General features: G+C 71.5%; 25 protein-coding genes. 12 read left to right on the plus strand and 13 right to left on the minus strand.

The features are described from left to right. Positions 1 to 81: 81 nt before the first annotated feature. The 3 genes from dnaJ to clpB all read left to right on the plus strand — a co-directional run bounded on the left by dnaJ (position 82) and on the right by clpB (position 4,333). On the plus strand, positions 82 to 1,239 hold the full coding sequence (gene dnaJ, locus GEV10_06555; GenBank protein MQA78125.1) for a molecular chaperone DnaJ: 1,158 nt from the start codon (positions 82 to 84) through the stop codon (positions 1,237 to 1,239). An 88-nt stretch (positions 1,240 to 1,327) separates the two neighbouring features. After that, on the plus strand, positions 1,328 to 1,699 hold the full coding sequence (locus tag GEV10_06560; GenBank protein MQA78126.1) for a MerR family transcriptional regulator: 372 nt from the start codon (positions 1,328 to 1,330) through the stop codon (positions 1,697 to 1,699). A gap of 18 nt (positions 1,700 to 1,717) precedes the next feature. Then, on the plus strand, positions 1,718 to 4,333 hold the full coding sequence (clpB, locus tag GEV10_06565; protein MQA78127.1) for an ATP-dependent chaperone ClpB: 2,616 nt from the start codon (positions 1,718 to 1,720) through the stop codon (positions 4,331 to 4,333). Between the two features lie 87 nt (positions 4,334 to 4,420). Here clpB and GEV10_06570 read toward each other — a convergent pair whose 3' ends face one another. Then, the gene (locus tag GEV10_06570) at positions 4,421 to 5,065 is read right to left on the minus strand and encodes a TetR family transcriptional regulator (GenBank protein MQA78128.1); all 645 of its coding nucleotides are present in this window, start codon (positions 5,063 to 5,065) and stop codon (positions 4,421 to 4,423) included. 83 nt (positions 5,066 to 5,148) lie between these two features. Here GEV10_06570 and GEV10_06575 point away from each other — a divergent pair, with 83 nt between their 5' ends. The 3 genes from GEV10_06575 to GEV10_06585 all read left to right on the plus strand — a co-directional run bounded on the left by GEV10_06575 (position 5,149) and on the right by GEV10_06585 (position 7,672). After that, complete coding sequence (locus GEV10_06575) at positions 5,149 to 6,099, plus strand: hypothetical protein (GenBank protein MQA78129.1); 951 nt, start codon at positions 5,149 to 5,151, stop codon at positions 6,097 to 6,099. Between the two features lie 2 nt (positions 6,100 to 6,101). Next, positions 6,102 to 6,980, plus strand: a complete 879-nt coding sequence (locus GEV10_06580; protein MQA78130.1) for a TIGR03560 family F420-dependent LLM class oxidoreductase — start codon at positions 6,102 to 6,104, stop codon at positions 6,978 to 6,980. 104 nt (positions 6,981 to 7,084) lie between these two features. After that, positions 7,085 to 7,672 carry a hypothetical protein gene (locus GEV10_06585; GenBank protein ID MQA78131.1) on the plus strand — a complete coding sequence of 196 codons (588 nt, stop codon included), beginning with the start codon at positions 7,085 to 7,087 and terminating at the stop codon, positions 7,670 to 7,672. Between the two features lie 19 nt (positions 7,673 to 7,691). Here the strand turns inward: GEV10_06585 and GEV10_06590 are convergent, their stop codons facing one another. From GEV10_06590 to GEV10_06630, 9 genes are all read right to left on the minus strand, one after another. Further along, positions 7,692 to 8,504, minus strand: a complete 813-nt coding sequence (locus tag GEV10_06590; protein MQA78132.1) for an inositol monophosphatase — start codon at positions 8,502 to 8,504, stop codon at positions 7,692 to 7,694. Beyond that, positions 8,501 to 9,562 (minus strand): sn-glycerol-3-phosphate ABC transporter ATP-binding protein UgpC, encoded by a 1,062-nt coding sequence (gene ugpC / locus GEV10_06595; protein ID MQA78133.1) that lies wholly within the window; start codon positions 9,560 to 9,562, stop codon positions 8,501 to 8,503. The genes GEV10_06590 and ugpC overlap by 4 nt, the downstream gene beginning before the upstream one ends. Before the next feature lie 11 nt (positions 9,563 to 9,573). Next, positions 9,574 to 10,392 (minus strand): ABC transporter permease subunit, encoded by an 819-nt coding sequence (locus GEV10_06600; GenBank protein MQA78134.1) that lies wholly within the window; start codon positions 10,390 to 10,392, stop codon positions 9,574 to 9,576. Next, entirely contained in the window at positions 10,389 to 11,240 is an 852-nt protein-coding gene (locus GEV10_06605; protein MQA78135.1) for an ABC transporter permease subunit, read from the minus strand. Before GEV10_06605 ends, GEV10_06600 begins: the two co-directional genes overlap by 4 nt. 103 nt (positions 11,241 to 11,343) lie before the next feature. Continuing rightward, positions 11,344 to 12,657 carry an extracellular solute-binding protein gene (locus GEV10_06610; protein MQA78136.1) on the minus strand — a complete coding sequence of 438 codons (1,314 nt, stop codon included), beginning with the start codon at positions 12,655 to 12,657 and terminating at the stop codon, positions 11,344 to 11,346. Positions 12,658 to 12,701: 44 nt separating this feature from the next. Next, on the minus strand, positions 12,702 to 13,466 hold the full coding sequence (locus tag GEV10_06615) for an SDR family oxidoreductase (GenBank protein MQA78137.1): 765 nt from the start codon (positions 13,464 to 13,466) through the stop codon (positions 12,702 to 12,704). After that, a complete protein-coding gene (locus tag GEV10_06620; protein MQA78138.1) occupies positions 13,463 to 14,941 on the minus strand; it encodes a carbohydrate kinase in 1,479 nt (492 codons plus the stop codon). Before GEV10_06620 ends, GEV10_06615 begins: the two co-directional genes overlap by 4 nt. Then, complete coding sequence (locus GEV10_06625; GenBank protein MQA78139.1) at positions 14,934 to 15,740, minus strand: BtpA/SgcQ family protein; 807 nt, start codon at positions 15,738 to 15,740, stop codon at positions 14,934 to 14,936. Before GEV10_06625 ends, GEV10_06620 begins: the two co-directional genes overlap by 8 nt. A 112-nt stretch (positions 15,741 to 15,852) precedes the next feature. Beyond that, entirely contained in the window at positions 15,853 to 16,644 is a 792-nt protein-coding gene (locus tag GEV10_06630; protein MQA78140.1) for a DeoR family transcriptional regulator, read from the minus strand. 118 nt (positions 16,645 to 16,762) lie between these two features. On the opposite strand from GEV10_06630, the gene GEV10_06635 reads away from it, so the two are divergent. Both GEV10_06635 and GEV10_06640 read left to right on the plus strand, forming a co-directional pair. After that, positions 16,763 to 17,521 (plus strand): SDR family NAD(P)-dependent oxidoreductase, encoded by a 759-nt coding sequence (locus GEV10_06635; GenBank protein MQA78141.1) that lies wholly within the window; start codon positions 16,763 to 16,765, stop codon positions 17,519 to 17,521. 34 nt (positions 17,522 to 17,555) lie between these two features. After that, positions 17,556 to 18,089 (plus strand): orotate phosphoribosyltransferase, encoded by a 534-nt coding sequence (locus GEV10_06640; GenBank protein ID MQA78142.1) that lies wholly within the window; start codon positions 17,556 to 17,558, stop codon positions 18,087 to 18,089. 20 nt (positions 18,090 to 18,109) lie between these two features. On the opposite strand, the gene GEV10_06645 is transcribed toward GEV10_06640, so the two are convergent. Continuing rightward, complete coding sequence (locus GEV10_06645; GenBank protein ID MQA78143.1) at positions 18,110 to 18,346, minus strand: Arc family DNA-binding protein; 237 nt, start codon at positions 18,344 to 18,346, stop codon at positions 18,110 to 18,112. Continuing rightward, the gene (locus tag GEV10_06650; protein ID MQA78144.1) at positions 18,343 to 18,543 is read right to left on the minus strand and encodes a hypothetical protein; all 201 of its coding nucleotides are present in this window, start codon (positions 18,541 to 18,543) and stop codon (positions 18,343 to 18,345) included. The genes GEV10_06645 and GEV10_06650 overlap by 4 nt, the downstream gene beginning before the upstream one ends. Positions 18,544 to 18,719: 176 nt before the next feature. Here GEV10_06650 and fbaA point away from each other — a divergent pair, with 176 nt between their 5' ends. The 3 genes from fbaA (at position 18,720) to GEV10_06665 (ending at position 21,584) form a co-directional block, all read left to right on the plus strand. Continuing rightward, positions 18,720 to 19,748, plus strand: a complete 1,029-nt coding sequence (gene fbaA, locus GEV10_06655) for a class II fructose-bisphosphate aldolase (GenBank protein MQA78145.1) — start codon at positions 18,720 to 18,722, stop codon at positions 19,746 to 19,748. Continuing rightward, complete coding sequence (locus GEV10_06660; GenBank protein ID MQA78146.1) at positions 19,745 to 20,167, plus strand: DUF3151 family protein; 423 nt, start codon at positions 19,745 to 19,747, stop codon at positions 20,165 to 20,167. The genes fbaA and GEV10_06660 overlap by 4 nt, the downstream gene beginning before the upstream one ends. A gap of 130 nt (positions 20,168 to 20,297) precedes the next feature. Further along, positions 20,298 to 21,584: an adenylosuccinate synthase gene (locus tag GEV10_06665; protein ID MQA78147.1), complete on the plus strand. Its 1,287-nt coding sequence runs from the start codon at positions 20,298 to 20,300 to the stop codon at positions 21,582 to 21,584. A gap of 3 nt (positions 21,585 to 21,587) precedes the next feature. On the opposite strand, the gene GEV10_06670 is transcribed toward GEV10_06665, so the two are convergent. Beyond that, positions 21,588 to 22,892 (minus strand): extracellular solute-binding protein, encoded by a 1,305-nt coding sequence (locus GEV10_06670; protein MQA78148.1) that lies wholly within the window; start codon positions 22,890 to 22,892, stop codon positions 21,588 to 21,590. Positions 22,893 to 22,969: 77 nt separating this feature from the next. Here GEV10_06670 and purD point away from each other — a divergent pair, with 77 nt between their 5' ends. After that, positions 22,970 to 24,217, plus strand: a complete 1,248-nt coding sequence (gene purD, locus GEV10_06675; protein ID MQA78149.1) for a phosphoribosylamine--glycine ligase — start codon at positions 22,970 to 22,972, stop codon at positions 24,215 to 24,217. Positions 24,218 to 24,301 lie beyond the last annotated feature (84 nt).

Below are 24,301 nucleotides of genomic sequence, written 5' to 3' on the forward strand. Positions count from 1 at the left end.
GGAGGTAGGGGTTGCGTCACTGCCCATACCACGTGCAGCCAGCTCGCGGCCCCTGCCGGAGGCGCGGGAGGAGGCGGGCGCGTGAGTACCAGGGATTACGTGGAGAAGGACTACTACAAGGTCCTGGGCGTCACCAAGGACGCCGGCACCGCGGAGATCAAGAAGGCGTACCGCAAGCTCGCGCGCCAGTATCACCCGGACTCGAACAAGAACGACGCGGACGCCGAGGAGCGGTTCAAGGCGATCTCCGAGGCGTACGACGTCCTCGCCGACGAGAAACGGCGCAAGGAGTACGACGAGGCGCGCACCCTGTTCGGCGGGGGCGGTGGGTTCCGCTTCCCCGGCAGCTCCGGGGGCGGCCAGACGTTCGACTTCGGCGACCTCTTCGGCGGGAGCGGCACGTCGACCAACCAGGGCGGCGGCCTCGGTGACCTGCTCGGTGGCCTGTTCGGTCAGCGCGGCAGGCCGGGGCCCACGACGGGCACGTCCGCGCGGCGGGCCCGGCGGGGTGCCGACATCGAGACCGAGGCGACGCTGTCGTTCGACGACGCCATCGCCGGCACGACCGTGCCGATCAAGATGACGAGCCCGCGTCCGTGCCCGAAGTGCTCGGGCACGGGGGCCAAGGCCGGCAGCCTGCCTCGGGTCTGCCCGACCTGTGAGGGCACGGGCGTGACGGCGAAGGGGCAGGGCGGTTTCGCGCTGTCCGAGCCGTGCCGCGACTGCCGTGGCCGCGGTCTCGTCGTCGACGACCCGTGCGACATGTGCGCCGGCAGCGGGCGCGCGACGAGCGAGCACACCGTCCGGGCACGCATCCCCGCCGGTGTCGCCGACGGTCAGCGCATCCGGCTGCGGGGCAAGGGCGCGCCGGGGGAGAACGGCGGCAACGCCGGCGATCTCTACATCCTGGTGCGGGTCACACCGCACGACACGTTCGGCCGCAGCGCGGACAACCTCACCGTCCAGGTGCCGGTGTCGTTCCCCGACGCCGTGCTGGGCGGCGAGGTACGCGTGCCCACGCTGGAGGGCTCGCGGGTCACGCTGCGGGTGCCGGCCGGCACGCCCAACGGGCGCGTCTTCCGGGTCCGCGGGCGAGGCGTGCTCCGCAAGGACGGCACCAGGGGCGATCTGCTGGCGACCGTGCAGGTCGAGGTGCCCGACCAGGTCGACGACGAGGCACGCGGCCTGCTCGAGAAGTACCGGGCGGCGACGTCAGGCGACGAGGGCACGTCGACGTAGGGAGGGGTGTGACGGCGTGAGCGATCACTTCGAGTTGACTGACGAGACGCCGGTCTACGTGATCTCGGTGGCGTCGCAGCTCGCCGGCATGCATCCGCAGACGCTCCGGCAGTACGACCGTCTCGGCCTCGTGTCGCCCGACCGTACGCCGGGGCGCGGTCGCCGCTACTCGTTGCGCGACATCGAGCTGCTCCGCGAGGTGCAGCGCCTCTCCCAGGAGGGCGTCAACCTCGCGGGCATCAAGCGGCTGCTCGCCCTGCAGCAGCAGGTGACGCGGCTCGCGGTGCGCGTCGTCCAGCTCGAGCAGGAGCTCGCCGTCGCGCACACCACGCTCAGGCGCGCGCAGTCGTCACCGCCGCAGTCGGGGCCACGGACCGCGAGCCCCCGTGGACAGGCCCGTGACGTGCGGCGCGTCGACGAGACAGCCATCCTCCCGTGGCAGGCGCCGCGGGACCTCTGACGGGGGGACGACACAGCCATGGACTTCAAGCTCACCACCAAGAGTCAGGAGGCGGTGTCCGACGCGGTGCGCCGGGCGACCGCCGAGGGACACCCGCACGTGTCGCCCGTGCACCTGCTGCTCGCGCTGCTCGGCCAGTCCGAGGGCACCGCGGGCCCGCTGCTCGACGCGGCTGGCGTCGACTGGAAGGCCACGCGCAAGCGCGCGGAGGAGCTGCTCGACCAGCTGCCGAAGGCGCACGGGTCGACGGTCGCCGCGCCTGAGCTGTCGCGCGAGACCGTCCAGGTGCTCACGACCGGGCACGAGCGGGCGCGTGACCTCGGTGACGAGTACGTCTCGACCGAGCACCTGATGGTCGGCCTCGCCACGGCCGGCGGGCAGGTCGCCACCCTGCTGCGGGAACTCGGCGCGACGCCCGAGGCGCTGCTCGCCGCGTTCCAGAAGATCCGCGGCAACGCGCGGGTGACCAGTCCCGACCCCGAGAACACCTACCAGGCCCTGCAGAAGTACGCGATCGACCTCACCGATCGGGCGCGGGCGGGCAAGATCGACCCGGTCATCGGGCGCGACTCCGAGATCCGCCGCGTCGTGCAGGTGCTGTCGCGCCGGACCAAGAACAACCCGGTCCTGATCGGCGAGCCCGGCGTCGGCAAGACCGCCATCGCCGAAGGGCTCGCCCAGCGCATCGTCGCCGGCGACGTGCCGGCGTCGCTCGAGGGCAAGCGGCTGATGGCGCTCGACCTCGCCGCCATGGTGGCCGGCGCGCAGTACCGCGGGCAGTTCGAGGAGCGGCTCAAGTCGGTGCTCAAGGAGATCACCGAGAGCGACGGCCAGGTCGTCACGTTCATCGACGAGCTGCACACCGTCGTGGGTGCCGGCGCGGCCGAGGGCGCGATGGACGCCAGCAACATGCTGAAGCCGCTGCTCGCCAGGGGCGAGCTGCGGATGATCGGCGCGACCACACTCGACGAGTACCGCGAGCGCATCGAGAAGGACCCGGCGCTCGAACGGCGATTCCAACCGGTCTTCGTGGGTGAGCCGTCGGTCGACGACACCGTCGCGATCCTGCGCGGGCTCAAGGAGCGGTACGAGGGTCACCACCAGGTGCAGATCGCCGACGCCGCGCTGGTCACGGCGGCCGCGCTCTCGGACCGTTACCTCTCCGACCGCTTCCTGCCGGACAAGGCCATCGACCTCGTCGACGAGGCCGCCTCCCGGCTGCGCATGGAGATCGACTCGCGGCCCGTCGAGATCGACGAGCTGCAGCGCACCGTCGACCGGCTGAAGATGGAGGAGATCGCGCTCGAGAAGGAGCATGACTCCGCCAGCATCGAACGTCTCTCGCGCCTGCGCGCCGACCTCGCCGACCGGCAGGAGCAGCTGGCCGGACTCAACGCCAGGTGGGAGAAGGAGAAGTCCGGCCTCAACCGGGTCGGTGAGCTGAAGAAGCAGGTCGACGAGCTCCGGATGGAGGCCGAGCGTCGGCAGCGGGAGAACGACCTCGCCGGTGCGTCCGAGCTGCTGTACGGGCGCATCCCCGAGCTCGAGAAGGAGCTCGCGCAGGCGGCGGAGGCCGAGTCCGAGGCCGACCCGGAGTCGCGCTCGCCGATGGTCAAGGACCAGGTGGGTCCCGACGACGTCGCCGACGTGGTGTCGGCGTGGACCGGCATCCCGGCCGGGCGCCTGCTCGAGGGCGAGATGGCGAAGCTGCTGCGCATGGAGGACGACCTCACCAAGCGCGTCGTCGGCCAGGCCGAGGCGTTGCGTGCCGTCTCCGATGCCGTACGCCGCGCCCGCGCGGGCGTCGCCGATCCCGACCGGCCGATCGGGTCGTTCCTGTTCCTCGGGCCCACCGGCGTCGGCAAGACCGAGCTGGCCAAGGCGCTCGCCGACTTCCTGTTCGACGACGAGCGGGCGATGGTCCGCATCGACATGAGCGAGTACTCCGAGAAGCACTCGGTGGCTCGGCTCGTCGGTGCGCCACCCGGCTACGTCGGGCACGAGGAGGGCGGCCAGCTGACCGAGAGCGTGCGCCGGCGGCCGTACTGCGTGGTGCTGCTCGACGAGATCGAGAAGGCCCACAGCGAGGTGTTCGACATCCTGCTGCAGGTCTTCGACGACGGCCGCCTCACCGACGGTCAGGGACGCACGGTCGACTTCCGCAACGTCGTGCTGATCCTCACCTCCAATCTCGGGTCCAACTACCTCGTCAAGGAAGGAATCGACGAGGAGACCAAGACCCAGCAGGTGCTCCAGGTCGTGCGCGCGACGTTCAAGCCCGAGTTCCTCAACCGGCTCGACGAGATGGTGGTCTTCCACTCGCTCGGCACCCAGGAGCTGAGCCGCATCGTCGACATCACGGTCGACCGGCTCGCGAAGCGCCTCGGCGACCGGCGCCTCGCGCTCGACGTCACGCCTGCCGCACGGGAGTGGCTCGCGATGACCGGGTTCGACCCGATGTACGGCGCGCGACCGCTGCGGCGGCTCGTCCAGTCGGCGATCGGCGACCGGCTCGCCAAGGCGCTGCTGTCCGGCGAGATCCACGACGGTGACACGGTGCGGGTCGACCTCGACGAGGCCACCGACGCGCTCACGGTCACGGCGGTGCGCGACGCGGTCAGCACCACCGCGTAAGCCGTAGCACGCCGGGGGCGGGCGAGTCCGAACTCGTGAGGGGCACCCCCACCGCGTCATGGCACGGTGAGGGTGCCCCTCACGAGTTCAGGTGGTCGAGGGGCGCGTGCCGAGGCCGGACTCCAGGGTCGCGAGGGCGCGTTCGCCCTGGGTGCGCACGGCGCGGGCCAGCTCCGGGCCCGGAGTGCCGGCGAGCAGCATGCGACGCACCGACGTGACGAGGGCGCGCTGCACGCCGACGAGGGCGTTGGCGACGACCCACGCCTCCACGTCGTCGTCGGGGCCGTCGACCTCCGCGGCGAGGACCTCGGCCAGCGAGGCGATGCACTCGTCGAACGTCTGCCGCTCGCGCGCCCGCAGGGCCGGGCTGCCGGCGATCATCCGCGCGCCCGCGACGAGATCCTCCAGGGCGTCGGGATCGTGGTCGGCGAGCAGGCCCTGCGGGTACTCGAACACGAACCCGCGGAACGCGGCGGAAACAGGGACGCCGGGACCGCGGTTCCCGATGGCCTCGACGAGGGCGGTCTGGAACGCTTCCATCTGGCTGTAGACGAGATCTTCCTTCGTCGGGAAGTAGTTGAAGACGGTGGCCACGGAGACGTCCGCCCGCCTCGCCACCTCGGCCACGGTCACGGCGTCGAAGCCGCGCTCGACGAACAGTGCGTGCGCCGTCGTGGCGATCAGCTGCCTGGTCCGCTGCTTCTTGCGCTCCCGCAGTCCCTGCTCCGCCATGCCGGGAGCGTACCACTTGACGTAGAGTCGATCGACGTTTAGAGTCACACTAACTTTAGATCCGCCCGAGAACGGAGTCCCCCGTGTTCGACAGCCTCCGCCGACCCGGCTGGCCGCGGGTGCTCCTCGCCGCCGGTACGGTCCTGCTGGCCGCGATGGTGTTCCACCTCGTCGCGCTGGTCATCACCGGCGGACCGGTGACCGGGCCGGTGTCGCTGCGCAAGCCGGCGACGTTCGCCGAGACCGGGTGGCTCGTCGCGTGGTCGGTGGCGCTCGTGCTGCCGCTCCTGCGCACCCGCGCCTGGCAGCGCCATGTCATCGGCACCACCGTGCTCCTCTTCGGCTTCGTCGAGACCGCCGTGATCGGTTTCCAGGCGTGGCGGGGCGTGCCGAGCCACTACAACTTCACGACCCCGCTCGATGCGGCGCTCATGCGCGGCGGCGCTGCAGGCACCGCCGGGGTCTTCCTGGTCGGCGTCATCGTGCTGCTGGTCGTGGCGCTGCGCTCGCGCGCCACCGCCGCGAGCGTCCGCCTCGGCGTGACCGCGGGGATCGGCGTCCTGCTCGTCGGCTGCGTGATCGGGCTGGTGATGGTCTTCAACAACAGCGGTGTCTTCCAGGGCAGCGTCGGGGAGAACTTCACCCGCGAGATCGGACGCTACCTCGGTCCCGACGCGGCGACCGTCGGTCCGCAGTACCTGATGGTGCGCCCGTCGACCGACGGCGGTGACCTCGTCCTCGTCCACGCGATCGGCGTGCACGGTCTGCTCCTGCTCGCGGTGCCGGCCGTGCTGCTCACCGGTACGGCGATGCGCCTGCGCCGCCAGCTGCGGACGGTCGCCGTCATGGTGGCGAGCGTCGGCACGGCGATGGTCCTGCTGCTCGTCCACGCGTTCCGGCAGTTGCCACTCGACCAGTTGCACCCGGTCACGCTCGCAGTCCTCGCGGGCTGCGCCGTGGCTCTCGGCGCCGCGTACCTCAGCGTCGCGGCCGCCCTGCTCAGACGACGCACCACCACACCCCAGGAGGTCTGACCATGCGACTCAGTATCAGCGTCACCAACTTCTCGTGGCGAGACGGTGACCTCGGCACGCGCCTCGCGCAGATCGCCCAGGCCGCCGACAGAGGCGGGATCGACGCCGTCTGGGTCGCCGACCACCTGCTCCAGGCCGACCCGTACGGCGCGCGGCCGGGAGAGACCGAGATGCTTGAGGCGTACACCGCCCTCGGGTTCCTCGCCGGGGTCACCGAGCGGGTGCAGCTCGGCACGATGGTGACCGGCGTGACGTTCCGGCCGCCGGCGCTGCTGGTCAAGGCCGTCACCACGCTCGACGTACTGTCGAAGGGCCGCGCGGTGCTCGGCATCGGCGCCGGCTACGAGGCCGACGAGGCGGCCGCGATGGGGCTGCACATGCCGCCGATCCCGGAGCGGTTCGACCGGCTGGAGGAGACGCTGCGGATCGCCAAGCAGATGTGGGCGGGCGACGAGTCTCCGTTCGAGGGCACGCACTACACGCTCACCGCCCCGGTCGGCAGCCCGGCGCCGGTCTCCCGCCCGCACCCGCCGATCCTCGTCGGCGGCACGGGGGAGCGCCGCACGCTGCCGCTGGTCGCGAGGTACGCGGACGCGTGCCACGTGTTCGACATCCCTGACGGCGGCGCGACCGTGCGGCACAAGCTCGGCGTGCTCGCCAAGCTCTGCGACGAGATCGGGCGGCCGTACGACGAGATCGAGAAGACGATCGCCACCCGCCTCGCGGAAGGCGAGTCCGCCGAGGCGTTCGTCGCCCGGTGCGAGAGCTTCGTCGACCTCGGCATCGACCACGTGTCCCTCGTCACCACGGGCCCGTGGACCGACGAGAGCGTGGCCACCCTCGTCGCCGCGGCCCCGGGAATCGCCCGCCTGGGGAGGTGACCGGCGCGGCCCCACGGCGCCTGTGGACAACGAACGACGCCTGCGGCGCTCCGCGATTAACGTGTGCCGGACCTCGCCGACCACACGACGTCAGGGGGCCGACCGTGACCTACAGCACGCACCAGCAGAACCCGTGGCAGCAGGGTGTAGTCGCGCCGGGGCGCCCGGCTCCGCCGTGGCTGCGACCGCAGGGCGGACCGTGGGGGCAACCGCCTCCGCCCGCCTTCCCGGCTGCCGGCGCGTACGGCGGTCACCAGGAGGTGCGGCGTCCGGGCACGATCCTCGCCGCGACGATCATGGCCTACGTGGGGGCGGGTCCCCTGATGCTGTTCGGGGCCGTCATCCTTATCGGCTCGCTGAACGAGTCGTTCGTGGAGGGGTTCGCGGGAGCGGCGGGCCTCGGCGCCTCGCCGCTCGCGGACCAACGCATGCTGCTCCTCGGCATGGGTGGCGGCTCGCTGCTGCTCGGACTCGCGGTGACCGTCCTGGCGTTGTTCGCGCAGCAGGGGCGCCAGTGGGCGCACATCACTCTCACCGTCGTCGGCGGGCTCTACACCGTGGTGAGTCTGGCGAGCGTGGGCAACGGGTCGCCGCAGAGCATCCTGGGAGCCACCTATGTCGGCGTCGCGGTCATGCTGCTGTGGATCGGCGGCGCCGGGGCCCGGTACCGCAGTCGGAGGGCGCGTCGGTGACCACGCCTCGCCGCCGCAATCAGGTCAGCAGGCTGCCCGTGAAGCCGAGCGCCGCGGCGATCGCGGGGTACAGCGACGGTCCCGCGACCAGCACCGCGACCGACGGTGGGCCGCCCCGGCCGACGTCGAGCCCGACGGTGGCGCCTGCCTCGGCGGCCACGAGGCCGGCGCCGGCGACGTCCCAGTGGTTCACCTCGTCCTCGTAGAACGCGTCTGCCCGGCCGGCGGCGAGGTCGGCGAGGTCGACCGCACAGGCGCCGGCGCGGCGGATGTCCCTGACCCGGGGGAGCACGGCGGCGACGAGGTTGCCCTGCTCGCCGCGGTGCGCGGCGTCGTACGAGAAGCCGGTGGCCAGGAGGGCCTGACCGATCTCGACCGGGTCGTTGACGGTGAGCCGGGTGCCGTTACGGTACGCCCCGCCGCCCCGCGTCGCGTGGTACATCTCGTCGCGTACCGGAACGTACACGGCGCTTGCGAGGGTGTGCTCGGCGTCCTCGACGGCCACGGACACCGCCCAGTCGTCGCGCCCGTACAGGTAGTTCACCGTGCCGTCGAGCGGGTCGATCACCCAGCGCAGCCCGCTCTCCCCAGGACGGGTGCCCGACTCCTCGGCGAGCACCGCGTCGTGCGGCCTTGCCGCCGCGATCGTGGTCGTCGCGACGTCCTCCGCGGCGCGGTCGGCGTCCGACACCACGTCGGTGGCCGACGACTTCGTCTCGACGGCCAGCGGCCCCTTGCGTCGTTCGAGCAGCACCCTGCCCGCGGCCCGCGCGGCCTCGACCGCCAGCTCGACGAGCTCACTGCTGTCCAGTGCCTCCGCTTGGCTGCTCATGAGTCCTCCAGACGTCTGTCGTCGGGACCGAACAGGTGCAGGTCGTCCCTGCTCAACGTCACCGGCACGGTCACGCCCTCGTGCACGCCGTCGAGGTGACGCGCCTCCACCACCGCCGTCAACGTCATGCCGTCCGCGTCGAGGGTGACGATCGCGCGGGGGCCGAGCAGCTCGACGAGCTCGACCCTGGCCCGCAGGTCGGGCGCGGACGCCGCCGCCCCGACCAGCACGTCCTCGGGACGCACGCCGACGGTCACGGGTCCCGACGGGACGCCGGCCCGTTCGATCCGCGCGGCGCCGACGTGGACGGTGCCGTCGCCGGCGTCGGCCTTGACGAGGTTCATCCGCGGGCTGCCGACGAACCCGGCGACGAAGACGTCGACCGGACGCGCGTAGAGGTCGGCGGGTGCGCCGCGCTGGGCGACCTCGCCGTCGCGCAGCACGACCATCTCGTCCGAGAGCGTCATGGCCTCCTCCTGGTCGTGCGTGACGTAGAGGGCGGTGGTGCCCAGCTCGCGCTGCAGGCGCGCGAGCTCGGTCCGCATCTCGACTCGCAGTTTGGCGTCGAGGTTCGACAGCGGTTCGTCGAACAGGAAGACGTGAGGTTGCCGGACGATGGCGCGTCCGATCGCCACCCGCTGCTGCTGACCGCCGGACAGTGCCCTGGGCTTGCGCCCGAGCAGCGCCTCGATGCCCAGGCTGCGCGCGGCGTCACCGACCCGGCGGTCGACCTCGGTGCGGCTCAGCGCGCGGGCACGCAGCGGGAAGGCGATGTTCTCGCGGACGGTGAGGTGCGGGTAGAGCGCGTAGTTCTGGAACACCATCGCGACGTCGCGGTCCTTCGGCTCCAGCCTCGTCACGTCGGTGGGCCCGATCCAGACGCGACCCGAGGTCACGGGCTCCAGGCCGGCGACCATGCGCAGCGTCGACGTCTTGCCGCAGCCGGACGGCCCGACGAGCACGGTGAACCGCCCGTCGTCGATGTCGAGGTCGAGATCGCGGACGGCCTCGACGTCGCCGTAGCGCTTGGTCACCTTCTCCAGGGTCACGGTCGCCATGCCTGCCTCCTTCAGTACTTGACCGCGCCGCCGCTGATGCCGCGGACCAGCCGGCGCTGGACGAGCGCGCTCACGACGAGGACCGGCACGACCGACACGATGATCGCCCCGCACATGGCGCCGAGCTCGACGCCGCGGAACGTGTTGAACCCCGCGATGCTGACCGGCAGCGTCGCCGCGTTGCCCGGCGCGAGGATGAGGGCGTAGAAGAGGTCGTTCCAGCTCAGCACGAAGCCGAAGATGCCGGCCGCGCCGACGCCGGGCAGCACCTGCGGCAGCACGACCTTGCGGAACGCGGCGAACCTGCCGTACCCGTCGACGAGCGCCTGCTCCTCCAGCTCCTTCGGCACCGCGTCGAAGAAGCCGATGAGGAACCACGTGACGACCGGCAGCACGAAGCTCAGGTGTGCCGCCATGACCGCGACCAGCGTGTCATTGAGCCGCAGCGTGTAGGCGAACGCGAGGAACGGGAACGCGAGCACCGCGGGCGGCAGCACCTGCGCGGCGAGGATGCCGAACCGTGACAGCCGGCCGCCCGCCTTGTAGCGCGAGATCGCGTACGCGCCCATCGTGCCGACGAGTAGCGACAGCGCAACCGTGACGAGCCCGACCTCGAGGCTGCGAAGCGCCGCGCCAAGCACGCCCTGCGAGAGCACGGCGCGCCAGTTGTCGAGCGTCGGCGCGAACGTCACGGCCGTCGGGTCGTTGAGAGCGTCGGACGTCTTGAGGCTGCCGAGCGCGAGCCAGGCGAACGGCAGCGCCACCACGAGCACGGCGAGGACGAGGAACGCCACCCGCACGATGCTGCCGGCCGGCGATCGACGGGTCATGCGGCACGCTGCCGGTCGATGCGCAGGAACAGGACGATCACTGCGACGAGCACGACGGCGAGGACGAGGTAGCCCATCGCCGACGCCTCGCCCATCCGGAAGAACTGGATGCCGGTCTGGTACACGTAGTACTGGAGCGTCTGCGTCTCCGTGCCCGGCCCGCCGCGCGTCGTCGCGTATACGTACTCGAACACCTTCAGCGCGTCGAGTCCGCGGATCAGCACGGCGACCGCGACAACCGGACGCAGCATCGGCAGCGTGACCCGGCGGAACGTGTACCAGGCGGACGCCCCGTCGACGCGCGCCGCCTCGAACGGCGCGCTCGGCAGGCTCTCCAGACCCGCGAGCAGCAGCAGGACCATGAACGGCGTCCACTGCCAGGCGTCGATGAGCGCGATGGTGAGCAGCGCCTTGCCCGAGCCGAAGAAGTCGTACGAGACGCCGAGCGAGCCGAGTACCGCGGGAACCACGCCGAGCTGCGAGTTGAGCAGGAAGCGGAAGAGCAGCCCGACGGCGATCGGCGTCACGAACATCGGTGCGAGCAGCAGCCCGCGGGTGAGGTTCCGCAGCCGGCGCTGCCGCTGGAGCGCGAGCGCGAGGGCGAGACCGACGACGAGCTCGACCGTCACGGCGACGAGCACGAACACCGCCGTGTTGCCGAACGCGCCCCAGAACCCTTGGTCGGTAAGGGCGTCGACGTACTGGCGACCGCCGACGACCGAGAGGTTCGCGCGGTCGGTGATCTTGTAGTCGGTCAGGCTCAGGTAGAAGCTGTTGACCAGCGGATAGCCGACGACGGCGAGGAAGAGCGCGACCAGCGGCAGCAACATCCGGTACCGGAAACTCACTGCCACGCCTCCGTGGCAGAGTAGGGACAGTCGCCGGTCCGGACTGTGCGCCGGGGGGTCGCTAGCTCGGACCGGCGGCCCTTTCTCTCGTCGGCTGCCCAGGTCATTCGTCCCGGATCTTCTTCGCCTCGTCGTCGGCGGCCTTCAGCGCCGCGGCCGGGCTCTTCTTGCCGGCGACGGCCGAGTTGAGCTCGGTGCCGACCGCCTGGATCATCTCCTCGCCGTTGGCGCCCTCGGACAGCGGCGACGAGTTCTCGAGCAGCTCGCGCACCGTGTCGTAGTACTCCGCGCCGCCCTGCTCGCGCACCTCGGCGTCGGACAGGACGCTGGTACGGACCGGTGCGCCACCGGCGAGCACGCGCTGCTTCTCGCCCTGCTTCGACGTCAGCCACGACACGAACGCCCACGATGCGTCCGACGTGGCGGAGTTCGCCGGGATCGACCACGACCAGGAGCCGAGCACCTGGTGCCCGCCGGGGAACGGCGCGAGACCGAACTCGCCCGCGAACTTCCCGCTGCCCTTCTTGTTCAGCGCGGGCAGCATCCAGTTGTACGACACCATCATCGCGGCCTTGTCGGACGAGACCGCGCGCTGTGCCTCGTCGAACGCCCAGTTGAGGCTGTTCTTCGGCGCGCTCTTCTCGTACATCGCGATGTACGCCGAGAGCGCCTTGCGTCCCTCCGGGGTGTCGAGGGTGACGTTGCCGCTGTTGTCGTGGATGCGCCCGCCCTCGGCGAACAGGAAGTTGCCCCACTCCTCGAAGACCTTGTAGCCGCGCTGTGGCTGCATGGCGATGCCGGCGCGCTTCGCCGTGGTGAGCTTCGCGGCCGCGGCCTGCAGCTCGGTCAGCGTCTTCGGCGGCTCGATCCCCTCGGCCGCGAACAGGTCCTTGCGGTAGACGAGACCGAGCGCGTAGTTGTAGAACGGCACGCCGTACGTGTGGCCGTCGACCTCGTTGATCGACCGCAGCGGCTCGGCGAAGTCGTCGTACGCGTAGCCGTCGGTGTTGTCGACGCGGCCCTCGAGCGGTTCGAGGAACCCGGCCTTCGCGAAGTCGTACATCCAGGGGTTGTCGACGACCACGAGGTCGTACGTGGGCTTCGGCGCCTGGAACGACGCGACGAGCTTGTCCCTGATCTGGTCGTACGTCAGCGTCTGGATCTCGACCTTGATGCCCGGGTACTCCTTGGTGAACTCGGGCACGAGCTCCTTGACGATGTCGCTGTCGGGCACGCCCTCCATGAGCAGCCGCACCGTGCCCTTGGTGTCCTTCGACACCGCGCCCTTGGTGCTCGTCTCCTCGGGTGCCTGCCCACCGCCGCCGACGCAGCCGGCGCCCAGCGCCACCGTGGCGGCCAGCGCGGTCACGACGGTCGCGACGCGACGCGTCCCGCTTCTCGGTGTGGTTGCCTTCATGCCCCACTCCTGTCCTCGTGCGTACCGGCGCCCGCGGGTGCCGGTCAGTCCATGTAGGCGCCCCCGTTGACCGCCACGGCCTCACCCGTGACGAAACCCGCGTCGTCACCGGCGAGGAACGCGACGACGCGCGCGACGTCCTCGGGTTCCTCGAGGCGGCGCAGCGGCGTGTCGTCGAGCATCATGCGGCGGACGTCGCCCTCGCCCACGCCGCGCAGCGCTGCCTCCCAGCCGAGCTCCCGCTCCTGCATCGAGGTGCTGACGTAGCCGGGGCACACGCTGTTGACGCGGATGCCGTACTCGGCGAGCTCGTACGCCATCGCCTGGGTGAGCCCGACGACGCCGAACTTGCTGGCGACGTAGTCGGCGAGGAACGGCACCCTGCCCTGCTTGCCGGCCATCGACGCGACGTTGACGATCGCGCCGGGACGCCCGAGCGCGACCATCGCGCGGGCGGCGGCCTGTCCGGCGAAGAAGACACCGCGCAGGTTGACCGCCAGCGTGCGGTCGTACGCCTCCTCGCCGGCGTCGAGGAAGCGCTGCATCGTCGAGACACCGGCGTTGGAGACCCAGACGTCGAGTGCGCCGTGCTCGGCGGCGACGGCGTCGGCCAGCGCCCGCGCGGCGGCCGCGTCCGTGACGTCGAGGGAACGCGCGCTCGCGTCGGCGCAGGTGTCGGCCGTGCGCTGTGCGGCGATCTCGTCGAGGTCGGTCGCGACGACGTGGGCGCCACGCTCGCTCAGCGTCCGCGCGATCGCCGCGCCGATGCCGGAGCCTGCGCCGGTCACCACCGCGATCGGTGTACTCATTCCCTGCTCCTCGCCGCCAGTCGGTGGGACGTGTCACGCAGCCGGTCCTGGAGATCGAGGTACATCTGGTACCCCTCCTCGTACGCGGTCTCGCCCGTCGGCTCGACGGGGGAGCCGAGCCGCACGACGCCTGCGCCCTCGGCCCAGTCGGAGAACACGCCGGTGCCCACGCCGGCCGCCGCCGCCGCACCCAGCGCGGCACCGGGGTGGTCGGTCACCGGGTAGAGCGGCCGGCCGAGCACGTCGGCGAGGATGCGCTTCCACAGCATCGACCTGCTGCCGCCGTTGGTCACGCGGCCGAGGCCGAGCCGCACCCCGCGCTCGGCGAAGATCTCGGTGTGCTGGCGGAAGCCGTACGCGATGGCCTCCAGGCACGACCGGTAGACGTCGGCGCGGTCGTGGCCGAGGTGCAGCCCGACGAACGAGCCGCGCAGGTCGGGGTCGTGCAGCGGCGACTTCTCGCCGAGGAAGTACGGCTGGCAGACGAGCGAGGCGGCCGCGCGCTTCTCCGCCTCCTTGTCGAGCAGCTCGAGCGAGACGTCGCCGACGAGCCGCTGCACCCAGCGCAGCATGCTGCCGCTGGTGGCCATGCAGCCGTTGGGCAGCCAGCGTCCGGGCACGGGGTGTTCGTCGAGGTACAGCCGTGGGTCGAGGAGACGGTCGACGGTCACCGCGAGGATGTCTCCGGCGCCGCCGAGCTTCACCAGCCAGTCGCCGGGATCGGTGAGGCCGGCGGCGTACGCGGACAGCACGTGGTCGGCGCCGCCGACGACGATGGGAGTGCCCGCCGCGAGGCCGGTGGCCTCCGCGGCGGCCGCGCCGACGGCGCCGACCACGCTGCCTGGTCGTGCCGGAGACGGCAGCTTCTCGGCGGAGACGAGGGCGGCGTCGACGACCACGCCGGCCAACTCACCTTCCAGCGTGTAGAGCCCGCTCTCCAACGCCCAGTTGGACTCGACGTGCACGTCGGCGCCGAGCGCGCGGGCCAGCCAGTCGTACGACCCGAGCACGGCTGTGGTGCGCCGCCAGATGTCGGGCTCGTGCGTTGCGAGCCACACGAGCGTGGGCGCGACGGACTGCTGGGTGAGCGCGGAGCCGGTCAGCGCCAGCAGGTCGGTGTCGGCGAGCCGGGCGGCCAGCTGGTCGATCTCGTCGACGGCACGCGCGTCGTTCTGCAGGATCGCGCGGCGGAGCGCCCGCCCCTCCGCGTCGACGGGCACGACCGCGGGCACCATGCCGGAGGCCGCGACCGCGCCGATGTCGGACGCGGGGATGCCCGCCTGCTTCGCCACTCGGGGGACGAGCGCGCAGACGTTGCTCCACCACTCCCGCGTGTCGGCCTCCGCCCAGCCCGCACGCGGGGAGTGCAGCTCGACGGGGAGGCTGTCGGCGGCGAGCACGCCGCGGCCCGGCTCGACTACGACGAGCTTCGTCGAGGTCGTGCCGAGATCGACACCGAGCAGCAGGTCACGCACCGCGGGCTGCCTCCAGGAAGCGGACCGCGCGGTCGCGGTCGACCGGGTTCCACGTGTAGCCGTCGACCTTGAGGTCGCTGCCGACGATCGCGCCGTCCGCGTGCCGCAGGAACTGCGCGATGGTCGCCGACTTGGCGCCGGTGTTGAGCAGGACGGGGACGTCGGCGGGGACGGCCTCGCGTACCTCCGCGACCGTCGCGACGTCAGGCCCCGCGCCCGCCATCGGGCCGGAGACGAGGATCGTGTCGGCGAGGCTCGACACCACGGCCGAGCGTGCGGCCGCCGGCGCCTCGCGCCGGCCGATGGGCGACGCGAACTCCGGCGTGACGTTCATGAACACGGCGATCCGTTCGGCGTCGAGGCGGCGACGCTCGCGCAGCAGCTCGGCGGGGTTGGTGTTCCACAGGCCCATGTCGGACTCGTAGACGCCGGTGGCGACCTCGCGGATGAAGCTCGCGCCGGTGGCGACCGCGACGGCGAGCGCGCACTGGGCGTCCCAGAGGAAGTCGACGCCGAACGGCCGGTCGCCGGGGGCGCACTCGGTGACGACCTTCGCCATGACCGCGGCGCTCGGCAGGCCGGCACGCAGCTCGTACGGCCGGTCGCCCTCGTTGCAGAACATGACGGCGTCGAAGCCCACGTCGAGGAGGATGTCGAGGTCGCGGCGCAGGCTGTCGACGAGGCCCTGGACGCCGGCCGCGGCGTCGTACAGCGGCGTGCCGGGCAGCGGCGGCACGTGCGCCATCGCGATCATCGGCTTGGCGATGCCAGGGAAGATCTCCGCGAAACGCGAGCTCATTGGTCCACGCGCCCGCTTCCTCTCTCGCCTCCGGCAGGTGTCGCGGCGACGCCCTGGCGGGCACTGCAGGTGTCGCGACCCCTACCTGCGGCTCGCTCGTCAGCTCCTGCGCTCACTGGGGCTTGTCCTCCACCTTCTCCATCGGCACGCGGACGACCTCCGCGCCCTGGTCGGTCAGGGCGCGGGTGACCGGCTCGTCGTCCGCCGCGTCGGTGACGAGCACGTCGACGTCCGCCAGCGGCGCGACGGTCGCGAACGCGACCCGCCCGCACTTGGTGGCGTCCGCCAGAACGACGCTGCGCCTGGCCGACGCCATGGCCGCGCGCTTCACCCTGGTGTCGTCGAGGTTGTACTCGGTGATGCCCTTGGTCACATCGATGCCCGCGACGCCGATGAACGCGACGTCGCAGTTCACCGCGGCGAACACCTCCTCGGCGGCCGTGCCGACGAGGCTCATCTCGCCCGGGCGGAGCCAGCCGCCGGTGAGCAGCACCCGCATGTCCGGCTCGTGGCCGAGCTCCGCCGCCACGAGCAGGCTGGGGGTGACGATCGTGACGCCGCGGCGACCGCGCAGCGCACGGGCCAGCTCGAGGGTGGTGGTGCCGACGTCGATGACCGCCGTCTCGCCGTCGGCGATGAGCGCGGCCGCGGCACGGCCGATGGCCTGCTTCGCGGGCGCCGCCTCGGTCGAGCGGAGCGCCAGCGGCGGCTCGTACGCCCGGCTGACGGCGGTGATCGCGCCGCCGCGCACCCGGCGTACCGTGCCCTGCCCCTCGAGTGCCTCGAGGTCGCGGCGCACTGTCATCTCCGACACGGTGAACCGCCTGGCGAGGTCGGTGACGGTGACCTCGCCGTCCCTGGCCAGCGTCGCGACGACCTCGCGACGGCGGCGCTCGGCGTTCATGAGTGACAATCTAGAACGCACCTACGCGCATTGGCAACACATTCGTGTGAAGTCATGTGTCAAACGCACACGGTGGGGTTCGCACACCACTGCGCGCCGGGCATGCGAGTCTTAGCCCATGGCACGTGCACTGGTGACCGGAGCCACCGCGGGGCTCGGCCGCGCGTTCGCCCAGCGGCTCGCCGAGGCGGGGTGGAACCTCGTCCTGGTCGCCCGTGACGCCCAGCGGCTCGAGGAGGCCGCCGGCGAGCTGCGGCGGTACGCCGTCGACGTCGACGTCCTGACGGCCGACCTCAACGAGGACAAGGGTCTCACCACGGTCGAGCGCAGGCTCGCCACCGACGACGAACCGGTCGACATGCTCGTCAACAACGCCGGCTTCGCGGTCAAGCGCAGCTTCTTGCGCACGACCGTCGAGGACGAGGACCGCATGCTGCGGGTGCTCGTCCGCGCGGTGCTCCGGCTGACCCACGTCGGGGTGCAGGCGATGGTGCGGCGTGGCCGCGGTGTCGTGATCAACGTGTCGAGCGTGGCGGGTTTCGTGCCGCAGAGCACGTACAACGCGGCCAAGGCGTACGTCACCGCGCTCACCGAGAGCGTCGCCACCGAGCTGTCCGGCACCGGGGTGCACGTCCTCGTGGTCTGCCCCGGCTACACGCACACGGAGTTCCACCAGCGGGCCGGCATCGACAAGGCGACGATCCCCGCGCCGCTCTGGCTCGACGTCGACCAGGTCGTCGACGGCGCGTTCGAGGACCTCCGCCGCGGCGTGGTCATCAGCGTCCCTTCGCTGCGCTACAAGATCATCAGCATGCTCTCCCGCAAGGGCCCGCGTGGCATCGTGACGGCGTTCAGCAGCCGCCTCGGTCGCGGCTGACGCCCGCGACACTCGGGACACTAGGGTCGGGAGCATGTCCGACCGCGACCATCTCCGCGCCCTGATCAAGGACCGTGCGATCGTGCACGGCACGGTGACCCTCAGTTCCGGCATGGTCGCCGACCATTACGTCGACCTGCGTCGGATCACCCTCGACGGCGAGGCGGCCCCCGTGGTCGGGCAGGTCATGCGCGAGCTCACCGCCGACCTCGGCTACGACGCGGTCGGCGGGCTGACGATCGGCGCCGACCCGGTCGCCACGGCCATGCTGCACGCGGCCGCCGCCGCGGGCGAACGGCTCGACGCGTTCGTCGTCCGCAAGGAGGGCAAGGCCCACGGCCTGCAGCGCCGCATCGAGGGCCCCGACGTCACCGGCCGCCGGGTGCTGGCGCTGGAGGACACCTCGACCACCGGCGGCTCCGTGCTCGCCGCGGTCGACGCGCTGCGCGAGGCGGGCGCGGAGGTCGTCGGCGTCGCCGTCATCGTCGAGCGCGGCGCCCGCGGCACCGTCGAGGCGCGCGGCCTGACCTACCGCTACGCCTACGACCTCGCCGACATCGGCCTGTAGCCGGCTCAGTCGCGGCCGTGTCAGGCCGAGTCGCGTAGCCCGTGTTCGACGGCGCGGCGGATCCACGACGACAGCGATCGATCATCGGCCTCCGCGCGGCGGCGAACCTCCTCCAGCAGCTCGGGCGGGAAGCGCACCGGCACCATCGCCGAGAGCCGGGAGCCGCGCCGGCGACGTGCCGGCCCTTGAGGTTGCTGATTCTCGGGCCGGGCGTAGAACTCGTGCTCCTGCTCGGGGGTCATGGGTGTGTCGCTCATCGATCCCTCCGGTATTGACTCGCGAGGCCCGGAGCGGCCTCGTAGCAGCCGATCGGACGGCAACGGCGTGGATCGCGGCTGCGCGCGGGTGCCAGCGGCACCACCAACTTGAACAAGTGCGCAGCCTGTGAGTCGATCTCGAACGGATCCTCGTCATCGAGTAGATCCGGGTCGAACCGCTCACTCTCCACACGAATGCAGTGTATTACAAACGAATACTGAGGTCGAGTCTGAGAGGCCCGCGGGCCGGGGCGGCGGTCGTCAACCCGTAACCCGGCGGCGGCCCGCCGGGTGCCGGTGCCCTTCACAGCGAATGGGTCGTTGCTGCGAGGATGGTGCCGTCCTTACCGGTCGGTGGCAGGAGTGAGTGAAGATGCCCATCGCGTCCCCCGAGGTCTACGCCGCGATGCTCGACAAGGCGAAGGCCGAGCGCTTCGCCTACCCCGCGATCAACGTCACGTCCAGCCAGACGCTCAACGCCGCCCTGCGCGGGTTCGCCGAAGCCGGCAGTGACGGCATCGTCCAGGTGTCGACGGGCGGGGCGGAGTACCTGTCCGGGCCGACGGTCAAGGACATGGTCACCGGCGCTGTGGCGTTCGCCGAGTTCGCGCGCGTGGTCGCCGACAAGTACCCGGTCAACATCGCGCTGCACACCGACCACTGCCCGAAGGACAAGCTCGACGGCTACATGCGTCCGCTGGTCGAGCTGTCCGCCGAGCGCGTGGCCAAGGGCGGCGAGCCGTACTTCCAGTCGCACATGTGGGACGGCTCGGCCGTGCCCCTCGACGAGAACCTCGCGATCGCCGACGAGCTGCTCGACCGATGCACCGCGGCGAACGTCCTGATGGAGATGGAGATCGGCGTGGTCGGCGGAGAGGAGGACGGCGTCGTCGGAGCGATCGACGACAAGCTCTACTCCACCCCCGAGGACGCGCTCGCCACGGCCGAACGGCTCGGTGTGGGGGAGCGGGGGCGCTACCTGCTCGCGGCCACGTTCGGCAACGTGCACGGCGTCTACAAGCCCGGCAACGTCAAGCTCCGGCCCGAGGTGCTGAAGGGCATCCAGGACACCGTCGGTGAGAAGTACGGCAGGGAGAAGCCGTTCGACCTGGTGTTCCACGGCGGCTCGGGCTCGCTGCTCGAGGAGATCCACGAAGCGCTCGACTACGGCGTGGTCAAGATGAACGTCGACACCGACACGCAGTACGCGTTCACCCGGGGGGTCGTCACGCACATGTTCACCCACTACGACGGCGTGCTCAAGGTCGACGGCGAGGTGGGCGACAAGAAGGCCTACGACCCGCGCGCCTGGGGCAAGGCCGCCGAGGGGTCGATGGCCACGCGGGTCGCCGAGGCCTGCGAGAACCTCCGTTCCGCGGGCACCTCCCTGGTCCGCGCATGAGTCACCTGCACAGGGACCTGCTCTCCTCGTCGATCCCCCCGGTCTACCTGCCGGACGACGCCGAGGAACGTGCCGTCCTCGCCGACGCCACCGACCCGGCCGACGCCGCCAGGCAGTTCCCCGAGTACTCCCTCGCCTGGGCGACGCTCGCCGACCGGGCATACGCCGCCGGCGACCCCGTCACGTCGTACGCGTACGCGCGCACCGGGTACCACCGCGGTCTCGACCAGCTCCGTCGCGCGGGATGGCGCGGGCAGGGGCCGGTGCCGTGGGAGCACGAGCCTAACCAGGGATTCCTGCGGGCACTGTTCGCCCTCGGCCGCGCGGCCGCCGCGATCGGCGAGGACGACGAGGCGCAGCGCTGCTCCTCGTTCCTGCGGGAGAGCAGCCCCGCAGCCGCCGCCGCGCTGGAGCACTGAGTGCCGGCGATCGTCCTCCTCGGCGCGCAGGCGCGCCGGTGACGAGGGGAAGGGTGGTGCGCTGCGTGGATGTGTCCGGGCTGCTCTGTGCTCCGCTGGAGCCGTTGACCGATGCTGGGGCGAGGTTCTGATGCCGGCGATCGTTCTGCTTGGCGCCCAGTGGGGTGACGAGGGAAAGGGCAAGGTCACGGACACGCTCGGCGGCGTCGTCGACTACGTCGTGAAGTTCAACGGCGGCAACAACGCCGGGCACACCGTCGTGATCGGCGACGAGACGTACGCACTCCATCTGCTGCCGAGCGGCATCCTCACTCCCGGCGTGGTGCCCGTGATCGGCAACGGCGTCGTCGTCGACCTCGCGGTGCTGTTCGAGGAGATCGACGCGCTCGACGCGCGTGGCGTCGACACGTCGCGGCTCGTGGTGAGCGCCAACGCGCACCTCATCCCGTCGTACAACCGCACTCTCGACAAGGTCGCCGACCGGTTCCTCGGCCAGCGCAGGATCGGCACGACGGGCCGCGGCATCGGCCCGACGTATGCCGACAAGATGAACCGCGTCGGCATCCGTGTGCAGGACCTCTTCGACGAGAAGATCCTGCGACAGAAGGTCGAGGGGGCGCTCGAGCAGAAGAACCACGTGCTGGTCAAGGTCTACAACCGGCGCGCGGTCGACGTCGACGAGGTCGTCGACGAGCTGCTCGTGCACGCCGACCGGATGCGGCCGATGGTCGTCGACACGGCCCTGCTGCTCGACAAGGCGCTCCGCGACGGCAGGACGGTGCTGCTCGAGGCGGGTCAGGCGGCGCTGCTCGACGTCGACCACGGTACGTACCCGTTCGTCACGTCGTCGAGCACCACCGCGGGCGGCGCGTGCGCCGGTTCCGGCATCGGGCCGACACGCATCGACCGGGTCGTCGCGGTGGCCAAGGCGTACACGTCGCGCGTGGGGGAGGGGCCTTTCCCCACCGAGCTGCTCGACGAGACCGGAGACGAGCTGCGCGAGCTCGGCCACGAGTACGGCACCACGACCGGGCGCCCGCGCAGGTGCGGCTGGCTCGACCTCGTCGTCCTGCGCTACGCGGCGCGGATCAACGCGCTCACCGACCTGTTCGTCACCAAGCTCGACGTGCTCAGCACGTTCGAGCAGCTCCCGGTGTGCGTGGGGTACGAGGTCGACGGTGAGCGGGTCGACGACATGCCGCTGACCCAGACCGGGTTCCACCACGCGACCCCGGTGTACGAGTACCTCGACGGCTGGCGCACCGACATCACCGGCGCACGATCGTTCGCCGATCTGCCGGAGCAGGCGCGTACGTACGTCAAGACGATCGAGGACCTGACCGGTGTCCCGGTGTCGGGCATCGGCGTCGGTCCGGCGAGAGACGCCGTCGTGCAGCTTCGAGACCTCGCCGGCTGACCGTCAGGGCTGGTTCTTCGTCAGCTTGGTCAGCTCCTGCTGCAGGTCGCCGAGCGCCTGGTCGGGTGTCTTGCTGCCGTCCTCGGCCGCGTACGCCGCGTCGGATATCGCGGCGCTGACGCCGGCGTAGTTGATCACCTGGGGCCGCGGCTGGGCGTGGTCGACCGCGACCTTCAGCTGCTCGAGATACGGCAGCTTCTGCTTCAAGTCATCGTCGGTGTACAGCGCCGTACGCGTCGGTGGGAGTGCGCCCTTGGTGGCGAACGTCTTCTGCACCTCGGTGCTCGTGAGGTAGGTGATGAAGTCGAGCGCGGAGCGCTTGTGCTCGGAGAACGAGCTGATCGCGAGATCGGTGCCACCGAGCATCGACGTGCCGGGGCCGTCCTTGCCGGGCAGCGGCGCGACGTCGAACTTGCCTGCGACGACGCTCTGCTCCTTGTCGTTCAACGGCTCCCAGAGATAGGGCCAGTTGCGCTGGAAGAGGAACTTGCCCTTCTGGTACGCGGCGCGACCGATCTCCTCGTCGTAGGTCAGGGCGACCTTGGGGATCATCGTCGACTCGAAGCCGTCGACGAGGAAGTTCAGGCCCTCCTTCGCCTCCGGGGTGTCGAGCCTGGGCTTGCCGTCGCTGCCGACGACCTCGCCGCCCGCACCGTAGACCGCCTCGGAGAAGTTGACGGTGAGGCCCTCGTACTGCTTGTGCTGTCCGGTGTAGCAGCTCACTCCCTTGGCGGCGGGGAGCTTCAGGACCTTGGCGCAGGCCGACCTCATCTCCGCCCACGTCTTCGGCGGGTCGGTGATGCCAGCCCGCTTCAACAGGTCGGTGCGGTGGTAGAGGAAACCGGCGCCGGTGAAGAGCGGCGCGGCGTACAGCCTGCCGCGGTACGAGCCCGTCTTCACGGTGGAGGGCAGGTACGGGCTCGCGTCGAACTGGCTCTTCGGCAGCTCGACGACGTACCTCTTGGCGGCGAACTCGGTCGCCCACGTGACGTCGAGCCCGAGGACGTCGTACTCCGTGGACTCGATCTCGGCGTTCTGCACCAGCTGGTTGCGCGTGGCGTCGGCGTCGGAGGGCTGCTCGGCGAGGCTGACCTTCTCGTCCGGATGCTTCGCGTTCCAGGCGGCGATGATGTCCTGGTAGGTGCCGGTGCTGTCCTTGCCGATGGCCCACGTGATCGGGCCGCGGCCGGTCAGCTCCTGGGCGCCACCCGTCGTCTTCTCCGGCGTACCCCCACCGCCACCACAGGCGGCGAGACCGGCGACGAGGACGGTGGCGGCGACGCCGGCGAGCACACGACGAACACCCACGACGGCCTCCTCGGCACCTTGGGGAATGCGGGCGGGCTGCGCAGATCCTAACCGGACCACGGGTAGGCTCGCCGACCGTGAGGCTACTCGTCGTAGGCAGTGGCGGACGCGAGCACGCGCTCGTCCGGACGTTCGCGGCCGACCCCGACGTCTCCGAGCTCCACGCGGCGCCCGGCAACCCGGGGATCGCCGAGCTCGCGTACGTGCACCGGGTACCCGCCGTCGACGACGTGCCCGCGGTCGTCGCCCTGGCCGCGCACGTCGCCGCCGACCTCGTCGTCGTCGGGCCGGAGGCGCCGCTGGTCGCCGGTCTCGCCGACGCGCTGCGCGAGCGCGGCGTCGCCTGCTTCGGTCCGTCGGCCGCTGCGGCGACGCTGGAGGGCTCGAAGGCGTTCGCGAAGGACGTGATGACCGCCGCGGGTGTGCCCACCGCTGCCGCACACACCTGCGAGACGCCGGCCGAGGTGGCGAAGGCGCTCGACGCGTTCGGCCCGCCGTACGTCGTGAAGCAGGACGGCCTCGCCGCGGGCAAGGGCGTGGTCGTCACGCCGGATGCCGCGGTCGCCGCCGCGCATGCCGCGGCCGCGGGCCGGGTCGTGGTCGAGGAGTACCTCGACGGGCCCGAGGTGTCGCTGTTCGCGATCACCGACGGCACGACCGTCGTGCCGCTGCCGCCGGCGCAGGACTTCAAGCGCGCGCTCGACGGCGACGAGGGCCCGAACACCGGCGGCATGGGCGCGTACTCGCCGCTGCCGTGGACCCCGGACTCACTTGTCGACGACGTCGTCGCCCGGGTGGTGCAGCCGACGGTCGACGAGATGCGCAGGCGCGGCACCCCGTTCGCCGGGCTGCTCTACACCGGGCTGGCGCTCACCGCGAACGGTCCACGCGTGGTCGAGTTCAACTGCCGGCTCGGCGACCCGGACGGCCAGGTCGTCCTGGCCCGGCTACGGTCGCCGCTCGCGCCGGCCGTGCACGCCGCCGCCGTCGGCGACCTTGCGTCCGCCGACTCCCTCGACTGGTCGTCCGACGCCGCGGTGACCGTCGTGGTCGCGGCGCGGAACTACCCCGGCACGCCGGTCTCCGGCACACCCATCCACGGCCTCGCCGAGGCCGGTGCGGTGCCCGACGCGTACGTCCTGCACGCAGGCACCAGGCGCGACGGCGAGTCACTCGTCACGGCGGGCGGCCGGGTGCTCGACGTCGTCGCGACGGGCCAGACCCTCGCCGACGCCCGCCGCACCGCGTACGACGCGGTGTCGCGCATCCGCATCGAAGGCAGCCACCACCGCAAGGACATCGCCGAGGCGGCCGCCGGCGGCTAGCCGTACCCGCTGACGGCGGCTGTGCCCGGCTTCTACGAGCTGACGGGCCGGCCGCGTTCCGCGCCGCGCCTTCGGCGGTCCACC

It is taken from the genome of Streptosporangiales bacterium, from assembly GCA_009379955.1.
GTDB lineage: Bacteria > Actinomycetota > Actinomycetes > Streptosporangiales > WHST01 > WHST01.